Origin of the sequence: Chryseobacterium sp. PCH239, assembly GCF_018924625.1 — a bacterium.
Classification (GTDB): domain Bacteria; phylum Bacteroidota; class Bacteroidia; order Flavobacteriales; family Weeksellaceae; genus Chryseobacterium; species Chryseobacterium cucumeris.
In genome coordinates, this window is sequence record NZ_CP073027.1 from 1,072,381 (window position 1) to 1,096,915 (window position 24,535).

Below are 24,535 nucleotides of genomic sequence, written 5' to 3' on the forward strand. Positions count from 1 at the left end.
AAATTTCTATCTATATTTAAAAGTGGGAACCGTTTTCGTATTGAAGGCGGTTTTTTTTAATCATTTTCAGGTTTTAATTTATTTGACAAGAAAAAGAAATTCTTTTATATCTTTATCGGAAACTTTTAACCTATGAAAAAAATTCTATTCCTTTTAGCAGGTGGCTTACTCACTGCCCAGCAAACCTCTGAATTAATTTCCAATAACTGGTATATTTCCAAAATGGTAACAAGCAGTGGCCAGACTACCAATACACCTTTAATAGATAATGGAGTTCCCGCAACTACATTTAATTCCGCGGGAGGAACGAGCTATGTTATTAATTCCAGATATTATAACACCTCTATGATGGGCTTTGGGATTATGCCCGGAAGCAACAATCTGATCAAAACATCAAGTGCATGTACTCTTTTATTTTATAATGGCGGAAATGCAGCACCTGTTCGTGCTTATGATCAGAAAAACTGTGATATTTATGGTTTAGGAGCATATGCATCAATTTACAGTTACCAAATAACAACCAACGGAATTGTAAAAACTTTGGTGATTACAGATCCTTCAGGAAACAAAATTTACTATAACAATACTGACCAATTGAGCACTAAAGAGACTGCTGCAGTAACGAAAATGTTTAAAGCATATCCAAATCCTGCAAAAGAAGTTTTGCATCTCGAAAATATTGAGAAAAACCTTCCTCTTAAGATCTACGATTTGTCAGGAAAACTGGTATTTGAGACTACAACCAACAGCAACAAAACATCAGTTGATACAAGCAATTTACAGAAAGGGCAATATATTGTAACGATAGAAAATTATAAGTCCTACCCTTTTGTCAAAGAATAAAAACAGAACGTTTCATGTAAATAAAAAAACCGTTTCACTAGCTGAAACGGTTTTTATTTTATTTTTTATAAACTACAGGTAAGATTTCATTATGTCTTAATCCGAATTTTTTTATTTCTTCTTCAGAGAATGTCTGTGAATAGAAGTTCTGTTCTACTTCGAAGCCTGCCTTTCTTAAACGGTCAAAATAATCCATTCCGTACCAACGAACATGATCGTACTGTCCGAAATGTTTCTGACGTTCTTTTGGATCTTTAATCGTGAAGTCTTCATAGGTTTTCTCTAATGAATTTTTCATCGGAACCTGAAGAATTCCCCACCCGCCGGGTTTCATTACCCTGTATAGCTCGCTCATTGCTTTTGCATCGTCTTCAATATGTTCCAGAACGTGGTTACAGAAAATGATATCAAAACTATCATTTTCAAAAGGTAAATCCAGAATATCAGCCTTCACATCTACAATAGGAGAATACAGGTCTGCAGAGATATAATTCAGGTTGCTCATTCTCTTGAATTTCCTTAAAAATTCCTGTTCGGGCGCAATATGGAGGACTTTATAATTCTTAATGAAAAAATCGGTTTCATTCTGAAGATACAGCCACATCTGGCGATGTCTTTCCAAACTTAACGTTCCGGGAGAAAGAGCATTTTCTCTTTGTTTTCCATATCCATACGGAAGGAATTTTCTATAAGATCTTCCATCAATAGGATCAAAGAACTGATCTCCTTTGAAAAACTGATAAATAAGCGGTCTAGCCCAGATGCTCATTTTAATAAGCATAGGACGTGGAATTTTATTCAGTAAAAGCTTAGTTACCTTTTTCATTAAAAATCCAGTTGGAACTGCTTTTCTTCATCACTTACAATCCCTAAAGCTTCGTATACATAATCAAATGTAGAAAGCAATACCGGCTTACCATTGATCACAGCTACATCATGCTCGAAATGAGCAGAAGGTAAATTATCTAAAGTAGTTACTGTCCAACCGTCATTATGGAATTTTACTTTTTCAGTTCCCATGTTAACCATCGGCTCGATTGCAATGGCTAAACCGTCTTTAATTACTTTTCCGCTTCCTTGTCTTCCATAGTTAGGAACTTGCGGATCTTCGTGCATTTTTCTTCCTAATCCGTGTCCTACAAGCTCTCTTACTACTCCATACCCCTCCTTTTCACAATGTGTCTGGATGGCATGGGAGATATCTCCTATTCTTTTTCCTCTGACAACCTGCTCAATTCCTTTGTATAAAGATTCCTTGGTAACCTGCAGTAATTTTTTAACCTCAGGTTTCACTTCCCCGATTTCAAAAGTATAGGCATGATCTCCTACGAAACCATTCAAAATAACGCCACAATCTACAGAAAGAACATCTCCTTCTTTTACTACATCATTGTTTGGGAAACCGTGAACAACCTGCTCATTCGGAGAGATACATAAAGAGTTTGGAAATCCTCCGTAGCCTAAGAATGCGGGTTCAGCACCATGATCTTTAATAAAATCATGAGCCAGTTTATCTAAATATAAGGTAGTAATCCCCGGTTTAATTTCTTTTGCCAACATTCCCAATGTTTTAGAAACCAGTCGGGCACTCTCCTTCATCAGACGTAATTCGTCTATTGTTTTTAATTGAATCATTGTATTAATTTACCAATGTATTAATAGATCAGTGTAACAATATGGATTGGTAAATTGGTACACTGTTAAATTTAAATTGTTTTATTCTACCAAAAAAGTCCTTTTTTCTTTTCTTTTTTAAGTTTTGAATAGGCAAGAACTTCTTTTCCTTCAACGCGGAATTCTATTCTTTCCTGAATAATATTGTAGATCTCACCCCATCCCGGAAATCCACCTAAATTTCTGTCATCGATAAACCAATCTGCATCTAATTTTCTGGACTGATTTTCAGGATCAAAAACTTCTCCTTCAAAGCTTGAGTTCACAGCATAAAATTCTATTCCGTTTTTTTTACAGAATTCTACCGCTTCATCTAATGTTTTTCCGTGTCTGTATGTCCAAAGTATCAATCTGAATCCTTCAGACTGAAGTCTTTTCAAAGTTTCGAATGCAAAAGTTTTCGGTTTTCCAATTGCCGGGTAAGCATCGTCAACAATAGTCCCGTCAAAGTCAACAGCAATCTTTTTATTATTTAACATTTTGTTCTTTTTTTAGCTTTGCAAAGATAAGAAATAAAAAGAGTGCCAAAAAGAAAGGCACTCAATACTTTTATATTTTAAATAATAATAGATCTAATTAGCTTTTTACCCAGCTAAACTGGAACTGAAGATCAGGAGTAGAAACTCTGTCTGTAATCTTCTGTAGCCTTGCAGGAAGTTTCATCAGGTATTCCTGCGCTTTTTCTGCCTTTTCTGTAAGTCCTTTTACATGCTCAATTTTCCATTCATCTAAAAGGTCTTTCATAATATTGATATAATCCTGACCTGTGTAGACCATACATCTTTGTGCAGCATCTGAGAAATGTCCCCAAAGTTCACCAGCTTTTTGTCCGGACTGTCTCATTAAGTGAGCAGGCATTACAATTTTCTTACGCATCATATCTTCAAATGCCAGAATCATTTCTGAAGGGTCTACTTCAAGGATTTTTGCTACGAAATGTTTGTATGCTTTAGCATGTCTTGCTTCGTCTGCAGCAATTACACCACACATTTTTGCTAATTTTCCGTTTCCTGATTGTTTAGCCAATGTACCAACTCTTCTGTGAGAAATATTGGTAGCTGTTTCCTGGAAGCTTGTATAAATAAAGTTTCTGTATGGATCCATGCTGGTTCCTAAATCGAAGCCATCATTAATCAGGTATTGAGTGGTAATTTCCACTTCTCTCATGTTTACTCTTCCACACAGATAAAGATATTTGTTTAATAAATCTCCGTGTCTGTTTTCTTCAGCAGTCCATGCTCTTACCCAATTGGCCCAGCCTAATTTTTCTTCCTGATTGATTCCATCAACTCCCATTAACCAAGACTCATAGGAAGGAAGAGCTTCTTCTGTGATACAGTCCCCAATCAATGTTACAAAAAGATCATAAGGCATTTCACGGGCAAAGGTCTGAATTTCTTCTAAATCGTGTTTAAATTCTTCACTTGAAGGATCTGGTAAATAATCGGAAGGCTGCCATATTTTTTCAATTGGCGTTAAAAATTTATCAAGAAAAGAACCTACTTCCTTTTCCAATAATCCCATTACTTCTTTCCTAACAAGCTTTTGATACATTTTACTATTCAGTTTTAATTTACAAAGATATGATTTATTTATTATTTAACGCATAATAAAGTATGACTTGCATACTTTATCTGACATAAATCATAAAAAAAATGCCGCTACTAAAGCATAACGGCATTTTTTTAACAATATTATTGAATATTAATTAACCAAAACTTCTCCAGTCATTGCATCTGGTATTTCAACACCCATTACTTTAAGGATTGTAGGGGCTACATCGCCCAGTTTTCCAGGCTTCAGGTTCCATGTATGGTCTTTATCCATCACGATAAAAGGAACCAGGTTTGTAGAGTGCTGAGTATTTGGAGTTCCGTCCGGATTGATCATTACATCTGAATTTCCGTGATCGGCAAGAATAAAAACAGCATATCCGTTTTCATAGGCAGCTGTAGCCACTTTTTCTATACATTGATCTACCACTTCTGCTGCCTTCACTGCTGCTTCAAAAACACCTGTATGGCCTACCATATCTGTATTGGCGAAATTTAAGCAGACAAAATCAGCAGTTCCCTGCTCCAGTTCCGGCACGATAGCATTGGTGATATCATATGCCGACATTTCCGGTTTCAGATCGTAGGTAGGAACATCTTTCGGGCTTGGGCAAAGCAGTCTTCTCTCCCCTTTAAATTCCTCTTCCCTTCCTCCTGAAAAGAAGAAAGTAACGTGAGGATATTTTTCTGTTTCTGCAATTCTGATCTGGGTTTTTCCATTTTTCTCAAGAATTTCACCCATGGTTTCCGTCAGAACATTTTCATCAAAAACAACCTGTACATTCTGGAATGTTTTATCATAGTTTGTCAATGTGATATAATACAGGTTCAGCTTCTTCATTCCAAATTCCGGGAAATCTTTCTGGGAAAGAACTTCTGTAATCTCTCGTCCTCTGTCTGTACGGAAATTGAAGCAGATCACCACATCATCTTCAATGATTCTTGCTACCGGCACTACATTTCCTGTAGCAGTTGTATTCATTAAAATAATAGGCTTCAGGAACTCATCGGTTACATTATTATCATAATACATCTTGATTGTTGCCAAAGCATCCGTTGTCTGTTCTCCTATTCCTTCCACAAGGGCACCGTAAGCTAATTTTACACGCTCCCATCTTTTATCTCTGTCCATGGCATAGTATCTTCCTACCACTGTTGCCAGCTTTCCGGTAGTTGCTTCCATATGTTTCTGAAGTTCATCGATAAACCCTAATCCGGAATGCGGATCACAGTCTCTGCCATCGGTAAATGCGTGAACAAAAACATTCTCATTTAAACCGAACTCTTTTGCAGCGGTCAGTAATCCTTTTAAGTGATTGATATGTGAGTGTACTCCTCCATTGGAAACCAGTCCGATGAAATGTACTTTTTTATTTTCTTTTTTGGCGTATTCAAAGGCGTCCTGAATCACTTTTTCCTGGCCCAATGTTCCGTTTTCAACGGCCATGTTCAGCTTCACCAGGTTTTGGTATACTACTCTTCCGGCTCCCAGGTTCATGTGTCCTACTTCAGAATTTCCCATCTGTCCGGCTGGTAAGCCTACCGCCAGCCCACTCGCTTCAAGCGTTGTATGTGGAAATTTCTGGTAACAGCTGTCTATGAATGGTGTATTTGCTTTATCTATTGCAGAAACGTTAGGGTTTGTTCCCAATCCCCATCCGTCAAGAATGGCCAGTATTGCTTTTTTCGACATTTTGTAAAACTTTTGTTAGACAAATTTACCTAATTTCCTATGAATAGAAGAATTTGAAGTCTTGAATTTTATGGATTGCTAATGATCAATTGATTGCTTTTGAAATTTTAACCATGTCAAGGTTTTAAACCTTGACACGGTTCGTATAATGATGAACTTTTAAATTACCCGCAGCATTCCGTATTATTCTTTAAAAAAATCTTCGAATTTTATGTTTTTTTGCTTTGCATATTCTCTGATATACTGATCCAGAAAGCCACTCTCCTTAAGAAACAGAAGAGGATTCTGAATATGTAAGATATCGTCAATAGCTTTATGCTTATCTGACTGTTTATTAAAATACGCCTCAGAAATCTTATATCCCATCCAATAGCCCAGATCGTTAGGCCTGTTATCTTTTTTACTGGTTCCGTACAGCCAGTCTGTAGGATCATTCTTCTTAAGTACCGTTACAAATTCTTTACACAATTGAACAAAATTTGCTTCTCCATATTGATAAAACGGACTATTGTTGGTTTCTCCAGACACCAATTCACTGATAAAATCGGCACTCCCTTCACTTAAAGTATATTTTAACAGGTTATCAGTTCCTTTGATATCCTGTTGAAAGTGAATCGTCTCATGTGAAACAAGTCCTGCAATGCCATCCAGATTCTGAAGAGTTTCGGTACCGATCATAATGCCGTCTTTAGTAAATGTTCCTCCTGTATTAAACCTTCCGTATACAAAATATATAGGAGGAAATTTTGCCTGTGGATACCAGTATTTCAATGCACTGTAAACAGCCCTGATTTTTTTTTCTTTTTGGTTGATTCCGAGCAGAACATTCCGGCTTTTAAGATAATCTTCTTTTCTCTTTTTTACCATTGTATATAACGAATCAGCATTGATTATGCGGTATTCCATAAAACCTTTTACGCCCTGAGATCCGTTGCTGATATAATCTTTAAAAGGATTTTCTTTTGAAGCATCCATTTTATCGAATGCTTTCCAGAACCGGTCTGTATCTCTGGTTTCAAATACAGCGTTCAATGGATCAGTGGAGAAACCTGTCTGTGCTTTTGCAATTCCGGAGGCTAAAAGAAGACATGTAAAAATATATCTGGTTTTCATATTAGTTTTTAAAGATATCTTATCAAACGGTTAAAAATATAAAAATTTATACAGAATAGAAATAAACGCTGTCAAGGTTTGAACCTGACAGGCTTCAAAAATTGAAATTTCGTTGATTATTTCAGTTCATTAATCGCTAATTCTTTTTAATTTTGCGGTATGGATTTACGAGATCAATTGAAGAATCTTTTTCCTGATCATGAAGAGCAGGATTTTGAGATGCCTGAAGAAGAATTCAAGCAGAAAGAGCCATTGGTATGCAAATTTGAGAAAAAAGGAAGAAACGGTAAGCCTGTAACGATTGTTGAAGGCTGGGAAGGCAGCGAGGAAGACCTGAAAAAAATCTCAAAGAAAATAAAAACCACCTTGGGTATAGGCGGCTCTGAGAAGGATGGAACGATTATCATTCAAGGAGATAACCGTGATAAAATCATGAATATCCTTAAAGAAATGGGATATAAAACCAAACGTGTTGGCGGATAGTTCTAGAAATAGATCTGGGTTTCCGGCAGTAAGGTTTTTAAGTTTTCAATTTTAGATTTTTCTATAGGATTTCCTGTAAGAATCAATGTTTTCAGATTTTTAAGCTGTTTGATTTCTACAGGAATGTCTTTCAGATCATTATTGGCCAGATTCATGCTGACGATATTTTTCAGCCCTTTTACTTTGGGCGATATTTCTGTGATATGATTTCCGCTTACATTCAGAAATTCAAGCTTCTTTGCTTTAAAAAGGTTTTCCGGAAGCCTGATAATAGCATTCTGCTGTAGTTCAAGATATTTTAAATTTTCCGGAAAAGACAGATTTCCAAGATCATTGATCTGGTTATCTGCAAGGTTCAGAAATCTCAGATTTTTGATCTGATCCAGTTTGTCTGCAATAAAGCTTATCTGGTTTCCCTGAAGGTTGATTTCTTCCAACGCGGGAATTTCCATAAGGGCTTCGGGAAATGTATTTAGATTATTAGCATCAAAATGTACCACTTTTAAGTTCTGAAGCTTTGCAAGATTAGGATTAATGCTTGTCAAGCTGTTCAGATTCATAGAAAAAGTAGTCAGTTTCTTCAGATTGCTTACCTCATCAGGAATAAATTTAATGCTGTTTTCATTCACATTTAAAATTTCCAGTTCTTTTAAAGCAAAAAGTTCCTGATCCATTTTCTCAAGCTTATTCGCCATGATATTCAAAAAGAATAATGAATCCAGTTTTACAATCTGAGGAGGAATATTGAAAAGACCTTTTTCTCTGAAACTTATACTGTAAACCGCTTTTTTACTTTTTAAAGCATCTTCAATATTGGTAAATGTAGGATATTTCACCGGATCAATCTGTGCTTTGATCTGAGAAAGTGAGATGATGGAAATCAATAAGAAAAGCTTTTTCATAAAAATAAAAGGTCTGCCAGCAACCAAAGCTGCCGACAGACAAGAATTATAAATAATTTATTTCTTTACAAGTTTAACTGTTTTCTGGAATCCTCCTTCAGCTTCAATATTTAAAACTAAAACTCGTGATCCTTCTAACTGTTGTGTGAAATCAAGATCCAATACTTTATTGGTTCCGTTGAATTTCTTCGTGTAAACGATTTTCCCGTCCATGCTGTAAGCTGTTACAGAAATATCTTTCAATCCTTTTGCTGAATTGATTTTTACCACTCCTGAAGTTGGGTTCGGTGCTACCGTTACTGTATTCTCTTCAATTTTAGTATCAATAGTTCCTAAAGTTCCTTCAGTTCCAAGATTATTTTTAAGGGCAATAACAATTGTTGCTGATTTCCCTCTGTAATCAATCGTATTTCCTGTAGCATCTACATCTGTAGAAATTGTTGAATCCGGGTGTTGAATAGAGAAGAAACCAAATTTATGATCAGGTGTAAATGTCAATCCTGTAGGTTCCGAACCAGCCGGCATAGAAGCAAATAGTCTTACTTTCGGATTGGCCTGTGTATGATCCGGAGCAATGACCCAGATATAGTTTTTACCACCATCCTGAAGTACCCAAAGGTTTCCAAGTTCATCGAAAGTAAGGTTGTCATTTCCGTCTCCCCAGGCTTCAGATTTCATTCCCTGAGCTGTATTGAAAGAATATACAGAAGAACTTCCACCTACAAATGTTTCTACCTGAGAAGCAGTAGTTCCGTTATCCTGTAAACGGTATACTCTGTCTAATCCTTTGGCTGTAAAATAGATTTTACCATCCAGCGGGCTGATATCAACATCTTCTACCCCGTTGAATTTTGTTCCACCTAATGACAGGGCGTTGGTATTGGTATTATTCTGATCTACTTTTTCTTTATTCGGAACCTGAATCCATGTCGCTGTAGTTCCTGCCGGATCTCCTGCAGCCGTTAATCCCTGATCCAGTTTTAATACATAAAGGTTTCCTGAAGAGAGATCATTAGGAGTATCCATTACATATTTGTACACCAAATGAGTTCCACCGTCTTCTCCATAATACGCTATAGTTCCCGCATTATTGATCACCACGTTCTCATGGTTCATGATTCCCATCTGCCAAAGCTTACCTTTTGTCCCGTTAGGGTTTTTAGATATAACCTGAGCAGTAGCAGGATCAATCTCTACCAGCCAGCCATAATCTTTATAACCGTCATTGTTCACATCATTGGAAGTTACAGATTCTTCTGCAGTGACTATAGTTCCCCACGGCGTAATTCCTCCGGAACAGTTCCTGATCGTCTGTACCAAACTTGGATCTGAGAAACTTACCGCTCTTGATTTTGTCAGCTGCCAAAGTTTTGAAGTCGCGTTATAGTTGATTTCTGCCATGGTAACTCCTCCGGGATTCGTTTCATGGTTGACAGAAAGATATCCGTTCGTACTGCTTCCTGTTTTTGGGACATAACCGGTAAAGTCATTCTGACCTCCTACCAATCCTCCGCCTTCGGTATAGCTGTCTCCTTCTTTTAAAATAAGCTGGTATTTGTGTTCAGCCGGAATAATTAACTTATTGGTTTGTGCTGTAGGAACAATTGAAGTAAAACAGCTGATATGCGTTCCGTTACAAGCTACAGGAATAGTTGTATTGGTAGTCGTTTTCAGATAAGCATCAATTCTTAAGTCTGAACTGGTTGTACTTCTGTTATGTAATTCAATAGAAAATCTGTTAACACCGTTTACAAATTTTGATTTTGGAATTGAAAAAATGTTATAAACACTCTCTGCTGCCCCATCAATAGTAGTACTGGAGAAAGTATTGAATGTAACAGCACCTGCAGGCATATTATCTCTTACAACTTCTTCTCCGTTAAGGTATACAATAATACCGTCGTCTCTCATCACACCAAACTCCATAGTATCGGAAAGCGTTGAAAGATCTACCGTAAAATCTTTAGCAAAATAGGCTGTAGTAAGCCCTGAATTGATTGTGGTAGTTACAGGATCTCCATATCCTAACGGGCCGTTTCCTACTGCCCATGTTGAAATATCATAGGTTTGGGCATTCCAACCGGCTGGCTGCGCCTGGTTGTTATCTTTATAGCTCCATGACGCATTCTTATTGAATATCAAGGTCTGCGCCTGAAGACCAGAACCGGCCAGTATAGCCAAAGCTCCCACTGCTAGTAGTTTTTTCTTCATTTTTTATTTGATTTATTAGACCTTGCAAAACTATTTTTTTAGAGCTTTTTCTCTGTTAATAGGATTTTAAATCTAAATCGTCGAATATTAACTTATCAAAAACCTAATGTTAAGTGGATTAATTTTTTGTTACAAAAGCATAAGGTCCCAACCTTCTTTTCGGAACACAAGTATCTGAAATCATTATTAAGGTTATAAAATTTTAGAAACAGGACAATCAAAAAATAAGGTATGTCAACTGACATACCTTATAAATCAAATATTGTTTTTTAAATTTATTTAATGATGAATTTTTCCTGAGATGTATTGGTTTTAGATATGTAGGATGCGATATATGCTCCTTTTGGAAGGTTCAGTATAATGTTTTCTTCAGATTTTAAACTGAATATTTCTGCTACTTTTTTACCGGACATATCATAAATAATTAATTGTGAGCCTACCCAAGATTTTGGCACGCGCACTGAGATTGGAGAGCCCTGAGCAGACGGGTTGGGAACAATTCTTGGCAACTGATTTTTCGCAACCTCGGAATTAACTCTGGATAATGCAGAAGATGAATTGGTAAGGAAAAACTGACTGAAAGAATTTACATTTAAATTTGTGTTAAAAGTAACCCTTGTATTAAGACCTGTACCGGAAACCTGATCTGCATTATCGACGCTTGTTCCCCAGGTGCTTCCAAAGTCATTACTCCCTCTTTTGAAGAGACTGTAAGAAGATGGATTCAGATAATTGCCAAATCCTGCATTTTTATAAAATGATAAAGATGTAAGCGGTGAAAATGTAAGATTTGTCCCATAATTGTTTATAATCGTATAGAACTCAAAATTAGTATCCGTATTTGGTAATTGGTCAGGATTAATTGTACCTCTTGATATCCATACATCTCCATTCGGATAAATACCTGAATTAAACTCCATAGCAACTCCGGCAGTTGTAAAGTCTTTCACACCAGAAGACGTAACATTCATTTTTTCACTTACTCCTTCAAAAACCGGAGCATTTGAAGTTAATCTTGTATATCCTGTTCCCTGATAGGATGCAAAAGTTCCTGAGTTGTTTTTATTAACCGTAATATTCCCGGTCGATTCATTGAACTGAAGATAATACACCAATCCATTTAAAATAGGATCTCCGGCAATACTTTTTGTCAAATGTCTCCATTGTCTGATTTCATCAATAGATAATGGTCTGTTCCAGATTGCAACTTCATCCATTTCCAATTGGGTAAATCTGTTCGTATATCCTCTTCCATAGCTTCCTAAAAACAAGAGGTTGAAAACTTCAGACGGTAATGCTGTATTATTTATACTTTCTTTTCCGTTAACATATATTTTTACATTCGTTCCGTTGCTTACCAATGCGATGTGTGACCATTGCCCTACAGGAGCCTGCAAACCGGATGACCAGCTCCAGCCCGGGTGAAAGCCGATTGTGTTGTTGCCTTCTCTGAAATTCATTCCAAATGGATTGCTGCCATCCTGAGACATAAAAACACCACTGTAATCGGTCTGGATACCGTTGGGTTTTATCCAGCAAGAGAATGTAAAAGAATTTTTATTAAGGTTAGCGTTATCTATTTTAATATAATCACCTGTGGTTTGACCTGTAAGTTTTATACTGTTTCCAGGAACTTTGTCAGGCTGGCTTGTTCCACACTGATTATTGATTTCAATAAAATTATTGAGTGTCTGCGTGCTTGTTCCATATTGATCTGTCACCGTTAAAGTTACGGGATAGGTTCCGTTCGAGGCTCCCGCATAAGAAACCAATGGGTTTTCTAATGTGGAAGTAGAAGGTGTTCCTCCCGGAAAGCTCCATTGCCATGTAGCACTGGCATTACGTACAACGGAATAATCTTTAAACTGGACTTTTTCTGCAACCGGACAGCTAATTTTATTATTTCCAACTGATATTAAAGCACTGGGAGGACTTATCTCATATAAAGCATGCTCAAATGCACCTCTGGATGTTCCTATTTTTAATTTATTTTCATTGTAATTGATGAACATAAAACGTACATCACACATGGGCAAGCCATTACCCAGCATTACCCAATTCTGCATCACATTATTTCTGTAAAATATTCCTGCTTTATTGCCTACATACACGCCACCATTTGATCCTCTCTGGAAAATAATTTTTGTAATCGGAGAAGTCGTGAGTACAGAAGAACTGAGATTAGTCCAGGTTGCTCCTCCGTCACCTGACTTTAATACTTTGCATACTGACTGAACGCCGCTGTAAGTTATCCATATTTTGTTAGGATCATCATCTCCTATGGCAATATCCGATATATTGGTTTGCCCGGAAGTTACCGTCGTATTAGGGGTAATATCAGTCCATGTAACGCCGGCATCTGTCGTTTTCCAAAGTTTATTATTGGTTAAACCTTCAACAACAATCATTACATTGGGATTTTTAGCAGAAATCTTTTCTCTGAATACCTGATTGCCAAAGGTTTTTACGATAGATATACTATTTCCGTTGTCTTCTGTTTTAATAAGAGAATTTTTCCATGTTGCCAAATTCGGATTACCTGTCGGATATTGACCTGCATGATGGGTAATCATGGTATAGTATTTATTGGGATGGAATTCTATGGAATTAAAATAAGCATAAATTCCTCCTAAATCCAGGAAATTAGGTTCATTAATCAGTGTATTCACGCCGGTCCTGAAATACCGGTAATTACTATATCCCTGGCTGTAAATATACCGGTCATCCAACGGATTAACGTCCGTATTCCCCTGATCTGCCCCTGTTCCGTTATACCAATCAAAACCATTGGCACTTTCCTTAATCATTACCGGGCCGTGATTATTCCCCGATGCAACCAGATTGGTTTTGAAAGCACTTCCGAAACCCCAAAGCTCATGATTACCAATACTATTGGTTAAAGTAGTCATTGTGACTCCCAAATTGCCGGATGCTGCCATTTCCCCATCACTTCCTGTTACAAATTTTCCGTTCACGAAATCCATGGATCTGATATCAGAATGGGTGTATGACGCAGGAGTAGTAAAGGTTACTCCATTATCTGTGGAAATCCTGATTTGACCCACTCCATAAGTTCCATATACAATCTTATTTTCATCATTACGATCCATTTGTATGTCGCCATGATGCAGACTGTTAATTCCTCCGGAACCAGGAACCATATTGATTCTTGAATTTTCAACGGCTCCGGTAGCTTTATTAAATTTATAAAGGTTAACCGCCTGATGCCCATAGGCATTAGCACCGCTGCCTGCTGCTACATAGAACGAAGAAGTATTATTTGTGGGTAAAAAAACCTTAACCCAACCAACAATTTGCCCATTGGCAGTAGTATCCAAGGTAGTAGAATTTAATTGGGTAAAGCTAGCTCCCTGATTAGTTGATTTATAAACCTTAAAAATATTATTGTTTGATGAGCTGGCAAAATAAACCGAATTCCCATCATTCGGATCCCATTCCAAAGATTCACTCTGCGTTGAAGAATCTCCAATCTGATAATCTGCAGGAAGACCGGTTTGAACGGCACTCCAGGTATTTCCGCCATCACTCGTTCTGTACAATGAAGTTCCCCAGTGAACAACAGCAATATTAGCATTTGAAGGAGAAACTGCAATATCATAAGCTTTTCCGGAATAGTTTGCGGAAGTCATCGTGGTGGCAGTCCAGTTAAGTCCGCCATCTATAGATTTAATGACCTGGGTATCGCTTAATGCATACACTGTTTGCGGATTAGCAATACATACGTCAATGTCATTATACTTAGAATCAGGAAAACCGTTGTCTACCAGATTCCAGGACGTTCCTCCATCTATAGTACGCCATAGCCCTCCGGTTACGAAGGATACAAACATCTTTTGAGCATTGGTAGGATCTATCCTAGTTAAAAACACATACCCTCCATGATTATATTTATTGGAATAATTTGTACTTGCACTATTTACCGGTCCTATTATTGTCCAGTCACCAACTTGTGTTTGTGTAGATAATAAGGCTACATTTTTTACTTTAGGTTGATTGAACAATAAAGGTTCAGGGGTAACTTTCCCCTGATTATCCAGATAAAACAACTTTGTTCTTAACCAGTCTTCGCCAATACTTCTTGGCTTGCTTTTTTCCCACCTGTGACTGCCAAAATACTTGTCGAAACTGGCTTTTACTTTGAAGTAATCGACATTGTCCTTCATTTCAGAAAACCAGGGTTGGGACTTGTGCCTTAATTCGTATTCGATGTCTTCATCCTCTTCAGTTTCATTTCTTGCTGCCGGAAGAGTTTGAGCATGATAAATTGCTGAGATCAGCAAAGTAGGTAAAAGAAGTCGCTTTATTTTCATCATTATTATTATTTAATTATTAAATCATTATCAATGAAGTAAATTTAAACAATACCAATAATACTTAAACAACATGCGAATATTTTACTAATATTTTACATTTTTAATTAATTTAATAAAATTATAATGATTCAGTGTTTATCATATATCTACACAAACTTCAATAGATTTAATGTACTGAAAAGCCTGAAAACATTTTATGTAAAACAAAACAATTAAAGAAAAAATTTTTGATCGTGGTAAGGAAAATGAACAAATACTCTGGCTTTAAGAGTACGGATATGTGATGTAAGACCATTTTTTATTGCCTTGAATACTTGCCTTTGCCCAAGAGGTTAATGGTTCAAAACAAAACCATACCTTGCAACTCCCACTCCGAATTACTACCAAGAAAACCGTCTATTTTGATTTACTCACATCCGTAAGAGCATTCAGAAAGGCGATGATCTGCTTTATTTCTGTTTCGGTGAGGTTCAGTTTATCGGATGCCAGCGTCTGGTTTTTCATTTTTAATCCTAAACCTTCTCCTCCACCTTCGTTATAAAAATCCAGGACTTCTTCCAAGGTATTGAAAGCTCCGTTATGGAAATAAGGTTTGGTAAGGGCAATATTTCTCACCGTTACTGTTTTGAATGAATAATCATAAATCCATGATTTTTCCTTTTTCACTGGGCTGTTTCCTCGTCCCAAATCCTTATCAATCTCTACCGGAAGCTGTTTGATCGGTCTGGTTGTTATTCCCAAGACTTCAGATTCATTTTCATTAAAAAATGGAGGTACCAATCCTGAAAAGGTGGGGGTAAAATGGCAGGTTGCACAATTGGCTTTTCCCATAAAGAGGTTGAATCCTTTTTTCACATCATTGGAAACCTCTTTTTCATTCCTCATAAAACGGTCAAAATCGCTGTCAAATGAGTACAATGAAGCCACATAAGAACTTAATGCTTTTGAAAAATTTTCTTTACTGATTTTCCCGTCCTTGAAGGCATTTCTGAATGCTTTTTTATACTCAGGTTTTGTTTTTAATTTCTGGATAATGCTTTCATAGCTGGTATTAAATTCCTGCTCATTATAAATAACGTGCTCTGCCTGCTGTTCAAGATAGAAAGCACGAAGATCATAGAAAAACCTCTTGGCAAAAACAGCATTATATAAAGATGGGGAATTCCTCAAAACCGTTTTCCCTTCCACATTACTTTGTGATTTTGCCTTCAGATCTGTAAAAGCATTTTCCTGAAGATGGCAAGTCGCACAGCTCATTTTTCCGTTACCACTTAAATTCTGATCGTAGAAAATGGATTTTCCAAGGTTACGGAGTTCCGGACTATCTTCTGAAGATTTTAATAAAGTATAAAAATAAGGATCCAAAAAATCACTGCTGAAAAAGTTTTTGTTTCCCACATTCCATCCGGAAAACTCTTTAAGATCATCAGGTCTTCCGTCCCATTTTCCCAGCTCTTCATACAAAGGCTGAACGTATTTTTTATAAAATTCAATACGATCAAAAGTTTCAAAGTCGGTATTTTTTGAAAGATAGCCGATAGCTTCTGTTAATATCAGATTAGCTTTCTGAGTATTATAGTTTTTAAAATAAGGATCATCATTGATGTACTGCTGTATTCCTGCAAAAGCATGGCTGGTTTCTTCAGAAATATTCAAAGATCCCGGTGTATCAAAACCTGAAACACCCAGTGAGTAGATTCTGATCAACTCTATTCGCAAAGGCAGTGTTTTGTTATTTCCTTTGCTCAACCCATTTTTTAAAGCACTTAAATAAAACCCGGAATAGCTGTTATACAAAAAGGTAGTGATGGTTTTGATCTTTTCTTTTTCATGTATTGCTTCGTCGGAAAATATCAGTTCATCCAGTACCTGCAATCCTTCGGGAGGAAGTGTATAGGCTGAAGTTCCTGCAGCTTCGATGTGAAACAATGGCGCTGCATTAAGATGGGTTTTGGTAAATTCAGGATAATGATAAGCGATATAGAATTCAACTTCTTTAAATGAATTTCTTGTTCTGCTTAGTGATTTTTGCAGCTCTTCCAGGGAAATACGGTCTTCAGAGAACTTATCAACATCTGATTTCAGCTGTTCAAGATTGGTTTTAAAGTCGGACAACCCTTTATTGACAAATGTATTTTCGCTTTCTTTTCCTTTATAAACAGGATTAAAAGACATTACTGCAAATCCTATCAGAAGGACGATTACAAGCAGTGGATAAGATCTCATGAATTTTTAGCGGCAAAAGTATTCATCTGATGTTATCTCAGTTTTAATAACAGATTAAATAATGTTTATATTTCCGGTACAATATTTTTCACTAATTTTAAACCCCGAAATCAAATTCATTATTCTAAAGAGAACGGTTCTTCGAAATACCGGAAAATAATGGCGGGAGATTATTGGGAGAGGATTTTTTAAATTAAATTCAACACATCAAAAAAACTAAATAGGAGTATGAAAACAAAACTATGGTTTGCTGTTATGGCAAGTTTCCTTTCTATGACGGCATTTTCCCAGAAAAAAAAGCAACCGGAGAAGATATCCGGAAAGCCACAGGAAATGGCTGTATATGCAGAGAAAAGAGGGGCTGATTATTATTTGGTCCGCCTGGAAAAAGATAAAAACATTCCCAATGTCTATGTACATTCCAATGGTATAACCAAGCCTTATAAAAATTATTCTGACCTGAAAGATATTGTTACAGAGTTCCCCGGAATGATGACTTCCAACAACTCAACAAAGGAAGAACTGATTTCTATTCTTAAAAAAGATGATCACTTCTACGAAATCACTTCACAGAGGAAAGATCCTAAAAACATTGAAAAGACGGTCATTACTGTATATGAGGTTATGAACGGACAGAAAAGGATTGTAGAAGAATACAATGACATCTACGAGGTTATGGCATCTCCTTATAAAGAAGCCATTATGATTAATTAAAAAAACAAAAATATACATATTATGCTAAACAAACTTGCTGCCTCAGAACTTGTTCTGAATGAAGACGGAAGTGTATACCACCTGAATCTTTTACCTGAAGATATTGCTGACAAAATCATCCTTGTAGGTGATCCTGACAGAGTGGCAAAAGTTTCAAAATACTTCGATACCGTAGAAATCAAAAAAAATAAAAGAGAATTCTATACGCATACAGGAACGCTTCGTGGAGAAAGAATCACCGTAATGTCTACAGGGATCGGAACTGAAAACATCGATATCGTGATGAACGAACTGGATGCTTTGGTAAACATTGATCTTCAAAACAAAGAATTCAAGACTGAGCACAAGGCTCTTGAATTATTCCGTATGGGAACTTGCGGAAGTGTAAACCCGGATGTACAGGTAGACAATATGCTGGTAACGCAGAACGTTGTAGGTTTGGACGGATTGATGCACTTCTATCAGGATTACAACTTCGAAAATGAGTTTTCTAAAAGCTTCTTAGAAAAATTCCCTTACGAAAGAATCAAGCCAATGCTTTATTTCTCAGACTGGGCAGAAGAAATGGGAGCATACTACAAAGATGCCAAATACCACGGAAATACAGCAACATTCCCGGGATTCTATGCTCCACAGGGAAGACAGCTTCGTTTGAAAGCGGTAGATGATCAATTCTTAGAAACGCTGAATGATCTTGGAATTACCAATTTTGAGATGGAGACCTCTGCGATCTATGCTCTTTCAAAATTATTAGGCCATAAAGCCATTACCGTAAATAACGTTATTGCCAACAGAAGACGTGGAGAATTCTCCGCAGACCACCATGCTTCTGAAAAAAACCTTATTGAATGGGTATTGGAAAGAATTATTAAGTAATTATTTTATTGATAAAATTAAAACCTCCGGAAAAAGATTCCGGAGGTTTTTTTATGAGGTTTGGGCTAAAGCCAATGGAATTTTTATCTATTTTTTAACGCGCTAAAGCCCGTTCCTAATGAATTGTATCTTGCTGAAAATATTGATTCTTTTACGATGAACAAAGCTTACCACTCACCTTATCATTCCCTAGGAATCTAAATACAAAACTTTAAAAACAGCGTAGAGATTCCTGCGGAATTACAGAGTTGTCAATAGAAATCTTGTAAGTAAAATAGTTAAAGGTCGATAATCATTAATACAAATGCCATGATTACAAATGAAAACTTCTCGGATCCGGATATTGAAATGTATAATTCAGCTCTGAAACCAGCTTTGATGACAGAACCTTCTTCCCTTTCACTTCAAACTCTTCTTCATCAAGTAGATTTTTCTGTGCGTTAATCACCTGACTTTTCGCAGGATGTACAGGAGCCGTAACATTATAAAGTTTTGATTCACTTTTCTGTTTAATCATTTCTGAGATAATCCTGCTGATATCAGCATAATGAATATGATTTACAGCATGATCCAGATTACCTACATTATAATTTTTCAGCAGTCTGTTGTCTCCCATCAGACCGCCAAGTCTCAGAATATTAAGTTGGGGATATTTATTTCTCAACATTCTTTCGCCTGATATTTTCTCCAAAGGGACATCTTCTTCTGTAAATTCTTTAGCAATATCGGGATAAACACCTGTAGAACTCATCAGAAACATCTGCTCTTTAAAGTCTCCTATAAAAGCTGACAAATTCTGAATCCTGTTATACAAAGAGCTTACACAACAACTTTTTTCAGAAACAGGAATTGTAATAATCAAAACTTCCATATTTTTAACTTCTCCCCATTGGGAAAGAGGTTCTGTCAGCTGATAATCCGGGAAAGAAGCCATTACAGCATGAATTCCTTTATTATTGAGTAAATTTACTTTGCTTTCTGTTGTAGTTGTAGTTGCCAGTGTATATTTTCCGGATAAGGAAGATGCGAGTCTTTCTCCCAGCCAGCCATAGCCTATAATTCCTATTTTCTTCATTGTTCGGACACGGTTTGAATGGATAATATTTCGTCTAAAGAAGCCATCAATTGAGTTTTTACTTCATTACTCAGATGCATACAATTCTGAACAGCTTCAGGAATATATTTTGCTTTTTCTTCGAGTTTTGCTCCCTGCTCTGTAAGGTTGATCAATACAACTCTTTCATCTTCTGAGCTACGGGTTCTGATGATCAGTCCGTTTTTTTCCATACGTTTCAAAAGCGGGGTAAGCGTTCCGTTGTCCAGATGAAGATGTTCACCAATCTTTCCTATATTCATTCCGCCATATTCCCATAAAACAGTCATGACAAGATATTGAGGATATGTAAGTGAAACTTCCTCCAGGTAAGGCTTATATAAACCCATAATATATCTGGAAACGGCATATGTTTTAAAACATAAATGTTCTGATAAAGGCATCATCGTTCTATTTTAAGAAACAAAGATAACCTATTTACTTTGTGCACAATATTTTTGTTTAAAATATTTATTAATTAATATCTTTTATAAGCCGAATTCTATTTTTGCAGAAAATTTTCTTTTAGCCTCTTCTTATTTATTATTTTAGCAAAAACTAATTACTGATTGAACATGAAACACACATCAGACAGAAAACAATAAGCTTTCAGAACTCTCTACAGAAGAACTAACAAAGGAAGAAAAAAAACGCTCTGCAGCTCATATTTCCTTTTGTATAATTATGGGAATGCTGGTAGGCGTCTGCATTTATGTTACCGCTAAGAAAGGGTTCAACGGTATCACTCCGCTTCCTCTGGCTTTTTTCCCTTTATATCTTATTATTAGAAAAAGCTGGCAAAATGCCCGCAAGGAACTTCAATCCCGCAAGCTAAATAAAAATTGACAATCCATAAAAAGGACTTCCAGTCCGGAAGTCCTTCACACCATATCAACTATAATAAAAAACCTATTATTTAAAATTCATTGATCATCACGTAAAAATGTCCGGAATACAAACTGTTAGCTGTTCCTGAAATATTAGTGAGATTAATTGTAATAGAGGAAGCAGAAGTCATTCTTGGATTCGAGATGGAAAATGAAGAATTTCCTACAAAATCTCCTGCCGGAGAAACTACCACTACAGCTCTTGTGGAACCAGGCTGATATTCTGCCGGAACGGGAATATCGATGGTTGTAGATTTTCCCGGAGGCAAATTATTAATTGAAATTCCAGGCCATGCTTCAAAACTGATCTGACTTTTCTGAACACTGCCTTTTTCTCCCAATTTAAACTGTCCGCTTACATCCAGTTTTGCAGAGATATTCGGAGTATTTGTACCAATACCTACATTTGCATTGTTATTCCCCAGAACAATAGCATTGGCCTGTGAAGTAGCAGCTCCATATCCTACAGCGGTTGAAAATTGTCCTGACGCATTGGCTCCCGAGCCTAAAGCAGTAGAATTCTGACTATTGGTTACTGCATTATATCCTAAGGCAGTTTCACTATTGCTATTTGTTTTGGCATTATATCCTAATGCAATGGACTGAAATCCATCTGCTGATGAGTTATTTCCAACAGCTACAGATTCATTGCTGCCGGTTTGGGCATGAAAACCTATTGCTGTAGATCTGAATCCTGCTGCAGTCGTTTTATTTCCTACAGCTAAAGCTTCATTACCAGAAACTGAAGTGGCACTCCCAATAGCAATTCCCATAAATGCTGAGCTTGCGCTTCCCAAAGCAATACCATTCTGACCTGCATTTGAACCTATCCCGAGGCTTACAGAATTGTCAACTCCAAGTCTTCCTGCTGTTAATGCATTTGCTTTAAAGATCAGATCATCATATGTTTTTGTTCCTAAAGCAAGCGTTGTACTCGCTCCTCCATAATTTCCTACATTCGTGCCTGTAAGATTCCAGTTGTTTCCATCCTCTGTTTTAGTGGTATTCCCACCGTTTGCTAAAATTTTATTCCATTTTGATTCGAACCAGTAATAGAAACCAATTTCTTTCAGAGTAGAATTTCCGTTATTCCATATGATAAGACCTTCTGCCGGAGAAGGTATGGTAATATTGTCCGTTGTCGTGGTAAGCGCAACACTTGGAAGGAGTACTCCTTTATTATTGGCATTAATCTGAAGCATCGCTGACGAATCCGGATTCGGTAATCCAATCCCAACTTGCGCATATGTAAAAATACTTATTAAAAATAAGAGAAGTGTATACAGAAGTTTATAGTCTTTTTGCATTACTTGCATTTTTTGCAGGTGCAAATATACAAATTTTTAATAAAATCATAATTAAATTAAAAATATCACAATTAAAAACACATTAAAGTGATTAATATAAAATTTAATCACAAAATAATGAAAAATGTTTAATATCAAGCAATTAACCAATACAGCATTCATTAGGTCTTTCTGATATATCCCATTCTGCGTTTAATTTTTAAAATTACAAAATCAACAATAAACTTCACTAAATATTGAATAAAAATCAACAGCTATTTTCTAAGAAAACATTTTTTTAAATGATCATTGACCATTCCGGTAGCTTGCATATGAGCATAAATGACTGTAGAGCCTACGAATTTGAATCCTCTCTTTTTAAGTTCTTTGGAAATAAGATCTGAAACCTCTGTTGTAGCAGGAATGTCGGATAATGTTTCGGGGCAGTTGTCGATTGGTTTTCCATCAATAAAATTCCAGATATAGTGGGAAAAGCTTCCAAATTCCTTCTGAACTTCTATAAATTTCTGTGCATTGGTGACAGCTGACAGAATTTTAAGCCTATTTCTGATAATTCCGGGGTTATTCATCAGTTCCTCAATCTTTTTTTCAGAATAAGCTGCCACTTTTTTATAATCAAAATCATCAAAAGCTGTTCTGAAATTTTCCCTTTTAGACAAAATGGTATACCAGCTCAAGCCGGCTTGAAAACTCTCAAGAATCAGGAATTCAAATATTGTTTCATCATCATACACAGGCCTTCCCCACTCTTCATCATGGTATTTTCTGTAGAGATCATCTTTTTCACACCAGCCACAACGCATTTTTTCCATAATTATCAATTTTATACTTTAAATTTACTATTGATTTAGTAAAATATAACAAAATATTATGAAAAGTTTAACAGAGAGGTTCTATTTTAGGAATGGTTATTGTTTAATTACTCATACCAAATTAAAATTTATACTATTATGAACAATTCAGAGTACAATAAAGCGGAAAATGCAGTAAACAATGTAGAAAATTCTTTACAGAATGCAACGGACAAAGCCAAGTGGAAAATCAATGAATTGGCAGACAAGGCTAAAGATTATATCAATGAAAAGAGGAATAATGATCAGGAAGCCAGCCAGGAAGACTGGCTAGACAGGGTAAAAGCTAATGTATCCGATGCATGGGAAGATATCAAGGATAAAGCAGATGAAGCATGGGAAAAAACCAAAGATGCGGCAGAGGATGTAAAGGCAGAATGGAATAAGAAAACCAATTAGTATTTCAGTCATATAAATATTTTCAATAAAATGGAGTCTTAAATTGATAAGGCTCCATTTTTTATTATGCCATAAGCACAATTATTGTTACATTTGTATTATAATAAACATTAAAAAATTATGTCATACGGTTTACTTAAAGGCAAAAAGGGAATTATTTTTGGAGCCCTTAATGAACAATCTATCGCATGGAAAGTTGCTGAAAGATGCCATGAGGAAGGTGCTGAATTCATTTTATCAAACGCTCCTATTGCTTTGAGAATGGGAGAACTTAATGGTTTAGCAGAAAAAACAGGTTCTGAAGTAATAGGTGCTGATGCTACTTCTATAGAAGATCTTGAAAAACTTTTTGATGCCGCTGTTGCAAAATTTGGAAAAATCGACTTTATCCTTCACTCTATCGGAATGTCTATCAACGTAAGAAAAGGAAAACATTATACAGAAATGAATTACGACTGGTTGGAAAAAGGCTGGGATATTTCCGCTGTTTCTTTCCATAAAGTAATGCGTGTAGCTTGGGAAAAAGACTGTATGAACGAATGGGGAAGTATTTTGGCCCTTACTTATATTGCAGCTCAGAGAACATTCCCTGATTATAATGATATGTCTGATAACAAAGCGTATCTGGAAAGCATCGCAAGAACTTTCGGAAACTATTGGGGAGAAAGAAAAGTACGTGTCAATACGGTTTCTCAGTCTCCAACAATGACTACTGCCGGTAGCGGTGTGAAAGGTTTCGGAGGATTCCTTGGATATGCAGAAGATATGTCTCCGCTAGGAAATGCTACAGCTCTTGAATGTGCAGATTATTGTGTAACTTTATTCTCTGATCTTACTAAAAAAGTAACCATGCAGAATCTTTTCCATGATGGAGGTTTCAGCAGCTCAGGAGTTACTCAGAGAGTAATCAGTAAATATGACGCTGAATAATCATTCATAAAACAATAGCGGACTAATAAAGTTCCGTTCAAAATAAGTAAAGCCCATGAAAATTTTTTCATGGGTTTTCTGTTTGTATCATCCGGATACTCCTCATTTGGCGAATTCTTCCAGGCCACTATTACCGACAGTCAAAAGTTGTTGCATTCTGCTACATTATCCAAAATAAATAAAGATACCTGCTCATTATTAAAATACATACCATCTATAATATATATCGGATGTGTGAAATAATTATTAGTTAAGAAAGTCAACAACAACTCTATTTTAAGAAAAAGAAAAAGTAAAAACCCAACATTAAAATATTATTATTTTCTTAAAAATATCTTTTTCAATTAACAACAAAAATATTAATTTCCCATAAAACAATATTAATTTTCTATAATATAAATCATAAAACAAAATAATTTATAATTTAACATCATCAACTAAAAACA

Annotated in this window: 20 protein-coding genes; 6 read left to right on the top strand and 14 right to left on the bottom strand. The window is 36.2% G+C overall.

Features of this window, described 5'->3' with window-relative positions:
* Positions 1-132: 132 nt before the first annotated feature.
* Positions 133-843, top strand: coding sequence for a T9SS type A sorting domain-containing protein (locus KBP46_RS05035; RefSeq protein WP_123278425.1), 711 nt, complete (start codon positions 133-135; stop codon positions 841-843).
* Between the two features lie 58 nt (positions 844-901).
* Here the strand turns inward: KBP46_RS05035 and KBP46_RS05040 are convergent, their stop codons facing one another.
* The 6 genes from KBP46_RS05040 to KBP46_RS05065 form a co-directional block, all read right to left on the bottom strand.
* Positions 902-1,669 carry a class I SAM-dependent methyltransferase gene (locus KBP46_RS05040; protein ID WP_120230875.1) on the bottom strand — a complete coding sequence of 256 codons (768 nt, stop codon included), beginning with the start codon at positions 1,667-1,669 and terminating at the stop codon, positions 902-904.
* Positions 1,669-2,478, bottom strand: a complete 810-nt coding sequence (map, locus tag KBP46_RS05045) for a type I methionyl aminopeptidase (RefSeq protein WP_062670256.1) — start codon at positions 2,476-2,478, stop codon at positions 1,669-1,671. Before map ends, KBP46_RS05040 begins: the two co-directional genes overlap by 1 nt.
* A gap of 86 nt (positions 2,479-2,564) precedes the next feature.
* On the bottom strand, positions 2,565-2,996 hold the full coding sequence (locus tag KBP46_RS05050; protein ID WP_062670258.1) for a BT0820 family HAD-type phosphatase: 432 nt from the start codon (positions 2,994-2,996) through the stop codon (positions 2,565-2,567).
* 97 nt (positions 2,997-3,093) lie between these two features.
* Positions 3,094-4,071 carry an acyl-ACP desaturase gene (locus KBP46_RS05055; protein WP_047431293.1) on the bottom strand — a complete coding sequence of 326 codons (978 nt, stop codon included), beginning with the start codon at positions 4,069-4,071 and terminating at the stop codon, positions 3,094-3,096.
* A 150-nt stretch (positions 4,072-4,221) separates the two neighbouring features.
* Positions 4,222-5,763, bottom strand: coding sequence for a 2,3-bisphosphoglycerate-independent phosphoglycerate mutase (gene gpmI / locus KBP46_RS05060; RefSeq protein WP_120230874.1), 1,542 nt, complete (start codon positions 5,761-5,763; stop codon positions 4,222-4,224).
* 183 nt (positions 5,764-5,946) lie between these two features.
* Entirely contained in the window at positions 5,947-6,876 is a 930-nt protein-coding gene (locus tag KBP46_RS05065) for a DUF2268 domain-containing putative Zn-dependent protease (protein WP_216444802.1), read from the bottom strand.
* A gap of 159 nt (positions 6,877-7,035) precedes the next feature.
* On the opposite strand from KBP46_RS05065, the gene KBP46_RS05070 reads away from it, so the two are divergent.
* Positions 7,036-7,359: a translation initiation factor gene (locus KBP46_RS05070; RefSeq protein ID WP_002979957.1), complete on the top strand. Its 324-nt coding sequence runs from the start codon at positions 7,036-7,038 to the stop codon at positions 7,357-7,359.
* A 2-nt stretch (positions 7,360-7,361) separates the two neighbouring features.
* Here KBP46_RS05070 and KBP46_RS05075 read toward each other — a convergent pair whose 3' ends face one another.
* From KBP46_RS05075 to KBP46_RS05090, 4 genes are all read right to left on the bottom strand, one after another.
* Positions 7,362-8,261, bottom strand: a complete 900-nt coding sequence (locus KBP46_RS05075) for a leucine-rich repeat domain-containing protein (protein ID WP_216444803.1) — start codon at positions 8,259-8,261, stop codon at positions 7,362-7,364.
* 57 nt (positions 8,262-8,318) lie between these two features.
* A complete protein-coding gene (locus tag KBP46_RS05080; RefSeq protein ID WP_216444804.1) occupies positions 8,319-10,472 on the bottom strand; it encodes an alkaline phosphatase PhoX in 2,154 nt (717 codons plus the stop codon).
* Positions 10,473-10,747: 275 nt separating this feature from the next.
* A complete protein-coding gene (locus KBP46_RS05085; protein ID WP_216444805.1) occupies positions 10,748-14,806 on the bottom strand; it encodes a LamG-like jellyroll fold domain-containing protein in 4,059 nt (1,352 codons plus the stop codon).
* Between the two features lie 396 nt (positions 14,807-15,202).
* Positions 15,203-17,032, bottom strand: coding sequence for a cytochrome-c peroxidase (locus KBP46_RS05090; RefSeq protein ID WP_216444806.1), 1,830 nt, complete (start codon positions 17,030-17,032; stop codon positions 15,203-15,205).
* 228 nt (positions 17,033-17,260) lie between these two features.
* Here KBP46_RS05090 and KBP46_RS05095 point away from each other — a divergent pair, with 228 nt between their 5' ends.
* Together KBP46_RS05095 and KBP46_RS05100 are read left to right on the top strand one after the other, a co-directional pair.
* The gene (locus KBP46_RS05095; protein ID WP_062670271.1) at positions 17,261-17,746 is read left to right on the top strand and encodes a hypothetical protein; all 486 of its coding nucleotides are present in this window, start codon (positions 17,261-17,263) and stop codon (positions 17,744-17,746) included.
* A gap of 21 nt (positions 17,747-17,767) precedes the next feature.
* Positions 17,768-18,622 (top strand): nucleoside phosphorylase, encoded by an 855-nt coding sequence (locus tag KBP46_RS05100; RefSeq protein ID WP_062670273.1) that lies wholly within the window; start codon positions 17,768-17,770, stop codon positions 18,620-18,622.
* A 313-nt stretch (positions 18,623-18,935) separates the two neighbouring features.
* Here the strand turns inward: KBP46_RS05100 and KBP46_RS05105 are convergent, their stop codons facing one another.
* The 4 genes from KBP46_RS05105 to KBP46_RS05120 all read right to left on the bottom strand — a co-directional run bounded on the left by KBP46_RS05105 (position 18,936) and on the right by KBP46_RS05120 (position 22,721).
* Positions 18,936-19,697 carry a hypothetical protein gene (locus KBP46_RS05105; RefSeq protein ID WP_216444807.1) on the bottom strand — a complete coding sequence of 254 codons (762 nt, stop codon included), beginning with the start codon at positions 19,695-19,697 and terminating at the stop codon, positions 18,936-18,938.
* Positions 19,694-20,122: a MarR family winged helix-turn-helix transcriptional regulator gene (locus tag KBP46_RS05110; RefSeq protein ID WP_216444808.1), complete on the bottom strand. Its 429-nt coding sequence runs from the start codon at positions 20,120-20,122 to the stop codon at positions 19,694-19,696. The genes KBP46_RS05105 and KBP46_RS05110 overlap by 4 nt, the downstream gene beginning before the upstream one ends.
* Positions 20,123-20,631: 509 nt before the next feature.
* A complete protein-coding gene (locus KBP46_RS05115; RefSeq protein ID WP_184935554.1) occupies positions 20,632-21,909 on the bottom strand; it encodes a hypothetical protein in 1,278 nt (425 codons plus the stop codon).
* A 254-nt stretch (positions 21,910-22,163) separates the two neighbouring features.
* Entirely contained in the window at positions 22,164-22,721 is a 558-nt protein-coding gene (locus tag KBP46_RS05120; protein ID WP_123278436.1) for a DNA-3-methyladenine glycosylase I, read from the bottom strand.
* A 138-nt stretch (positions 22,722-22,859) separates the two neighbouring features.
* On the opposite strand from KBP46_RS05120, the gene KBP46_RS05125 reads away from it, so the two are divergent.
* Both KBP46_RS05125 and KBP46_RS05130 read left to right on the top strand, forming a co-directional pair.
* Positions 22,860-23,159 (top strand): hypothetical protein, encoded by a 300-nt coding sequence (locus KBP46_RS05125; RefSeq protein ID WP_034697596.1) that lies wholly within the window; start codon positions 22,860-22,862, stop codon positions 23,157-23,159.
* Positions 23,160-23,279: 120 nt separating this feature from the next.
* Positions 23,280-24,089: an enoyl-ACP reductase gene (locus KBP46_RS05130; protein WP_062670284.1), complete on the top strand. Its 810-nt coding sequence runs from the start codon at positions 23,280-23,282 to the stop codon at positions 24,087-24,089.
* The last annotated feature ends 446 nt before the right edge of the window (positions 24,090-24,535 follow it).

Excerpts from the sequence above, each read along its gene's own strand:
- KBP46_RS05035 (WP_123278425.1), top strand. The coding sequence starts at position 133 with ATGAAAAAAATTCTATTCCTTTTAGCAGGTGGCTTACTCACTGCCCAG.
- KBP46_RS05040 (WP_120230875.1), bottom strand. The coding sequence starts at position 1,669 with ATGAAAAAGGTAACTAAGCTTTTACTGAATAAAATTCCACGTCCTATG.
- map (WP_062670256.1), bottom strand. The coding sequence starts at position 2,478 with ATGATTCAATTAAAAACAATAGACGAATTACGTCTGATGAAGGAGAGT.
- KBP46_RS05050 (WP_062670258.1), bottom strand. The coding sequence starts at position 2,996 with ATGTTAAATAATAAAAAGATTGCTGTTGACTTTGACGGGACTATTGTT.
- KBP46_RS05055 (WP_047431293.1), bottom strand. The coding sequence starts at position 4,071 with ATGTATCAAAAGCTTGTTAGGAAAGAAGTAATGGGATTATTGGAAAAG.
- gpmI (WP_120230874.1), bottom strand. The coding sequence starts at position 5,763 with ATGTCGAAAAAAGCAATACTGGCCATTCTTGACGGATGGGGATTGGGA.
- KBP46_RS05065 (WP_216444802.1), bottom strand. The coding sequence starts at position 6,876 with ATGAAAACCAGATATATTTTTACATGTCTTCTTTTAGCCTCCGGAATT.
- KBP46_RS05070 (WP_002979957.1), top strand. The coding sequence starts at position 7,036 with ATGGATTTACGAGATCAATTGAAGAATCTTTTTCCTGATCATGAAGAG.
- KBP46_RS05075 (WP_216444803.1), bottom strand. The coding sequence starts at position 8,261 with ATGAAAAAGCTTTTCTTATTGATTTCCATCATCTCACTTTCTCAGATC.
- KBP46_RS05080 (WP_216444804.1), bottom strand. The coding sequence starts at position 10,472 with ATGAAGAAAAAACTACTAGCAGTGGGAGCTTTGGCTATACTGGCCGGT.
- KBP46_RS05085 (WP_216444805.1), bottom strand. The coding sequence starts at position 14,806 with ATGATGAAAATAAAGCGACTTCTTTTACCTACTTTGCTGATCTCAGCA.
- KBP46_RS05090 (WP_216444806.1), bottom strand. The coding sequence starts at position 17,032 with ATGAGATCTTATCCACTGCTTGTAATCGTCCTTCTGATAGGATTTGCA.
- KBP46_RS05095 (WP_062670271.1), top strand. The coding sequence starts at position 17,261 with ATGAAAACAAAACTATGGTTTGCTGTTATGGCAAGTTTCCTTTCTATG.
- KBP46_RS05100 (WP_062670273.1), top strand. The coding sequence starts at position 17,768 with ATGCTAAACAAACTTGCTGCCTCAGAACTTGTTCTGAATGAAGACGGA.
- KBP46_RS05105 (WP_216444807.1), bottom strand. The coding sequence starts at position 19,697 with ATGAAGAAAATAGGAATTATAGGCTATGGCTGGCTGGGAGAAAGACTC.
- KBP46_RS05110 (WP_216444808.1), bottom strand. The coding sequence starts at position 20,122 with ATGATGCCTTTATCAGAACATTTATGTTTTAAAACATATGCCGTTTCC.
- KBP46_RS05115 (WP_184935554.1), bottom strand. The coding sequence starts at position 21,909 with ATGCAAAAAGACTATAAACTTCTGTATACACTTCTCTTATTTTTAATA.
- KBP46_RS05120 (WP_123278436.1), bottom strand. The coding sequence starts at position 22,721 with ATGGAAAAAATGCGTTGTGGCTGGTGTGAAAAAGATGATCTCTACAGA.
- KBP46_RS05125 (WP_034697596.1), top strand. The coding sequence starts at position 22,860 with ATGAACAATTCAGAGTACAATAAAGCGGAAAATGCAGTAAACAATGTA.
- KBP46_RS05130 (WP_062670284.1), top strand. The coding sequence starts at position 23,280 with ATGTCATACGGTTTACTTAAAGGCAAAAAGGGAATTATTTTTGGAGCC.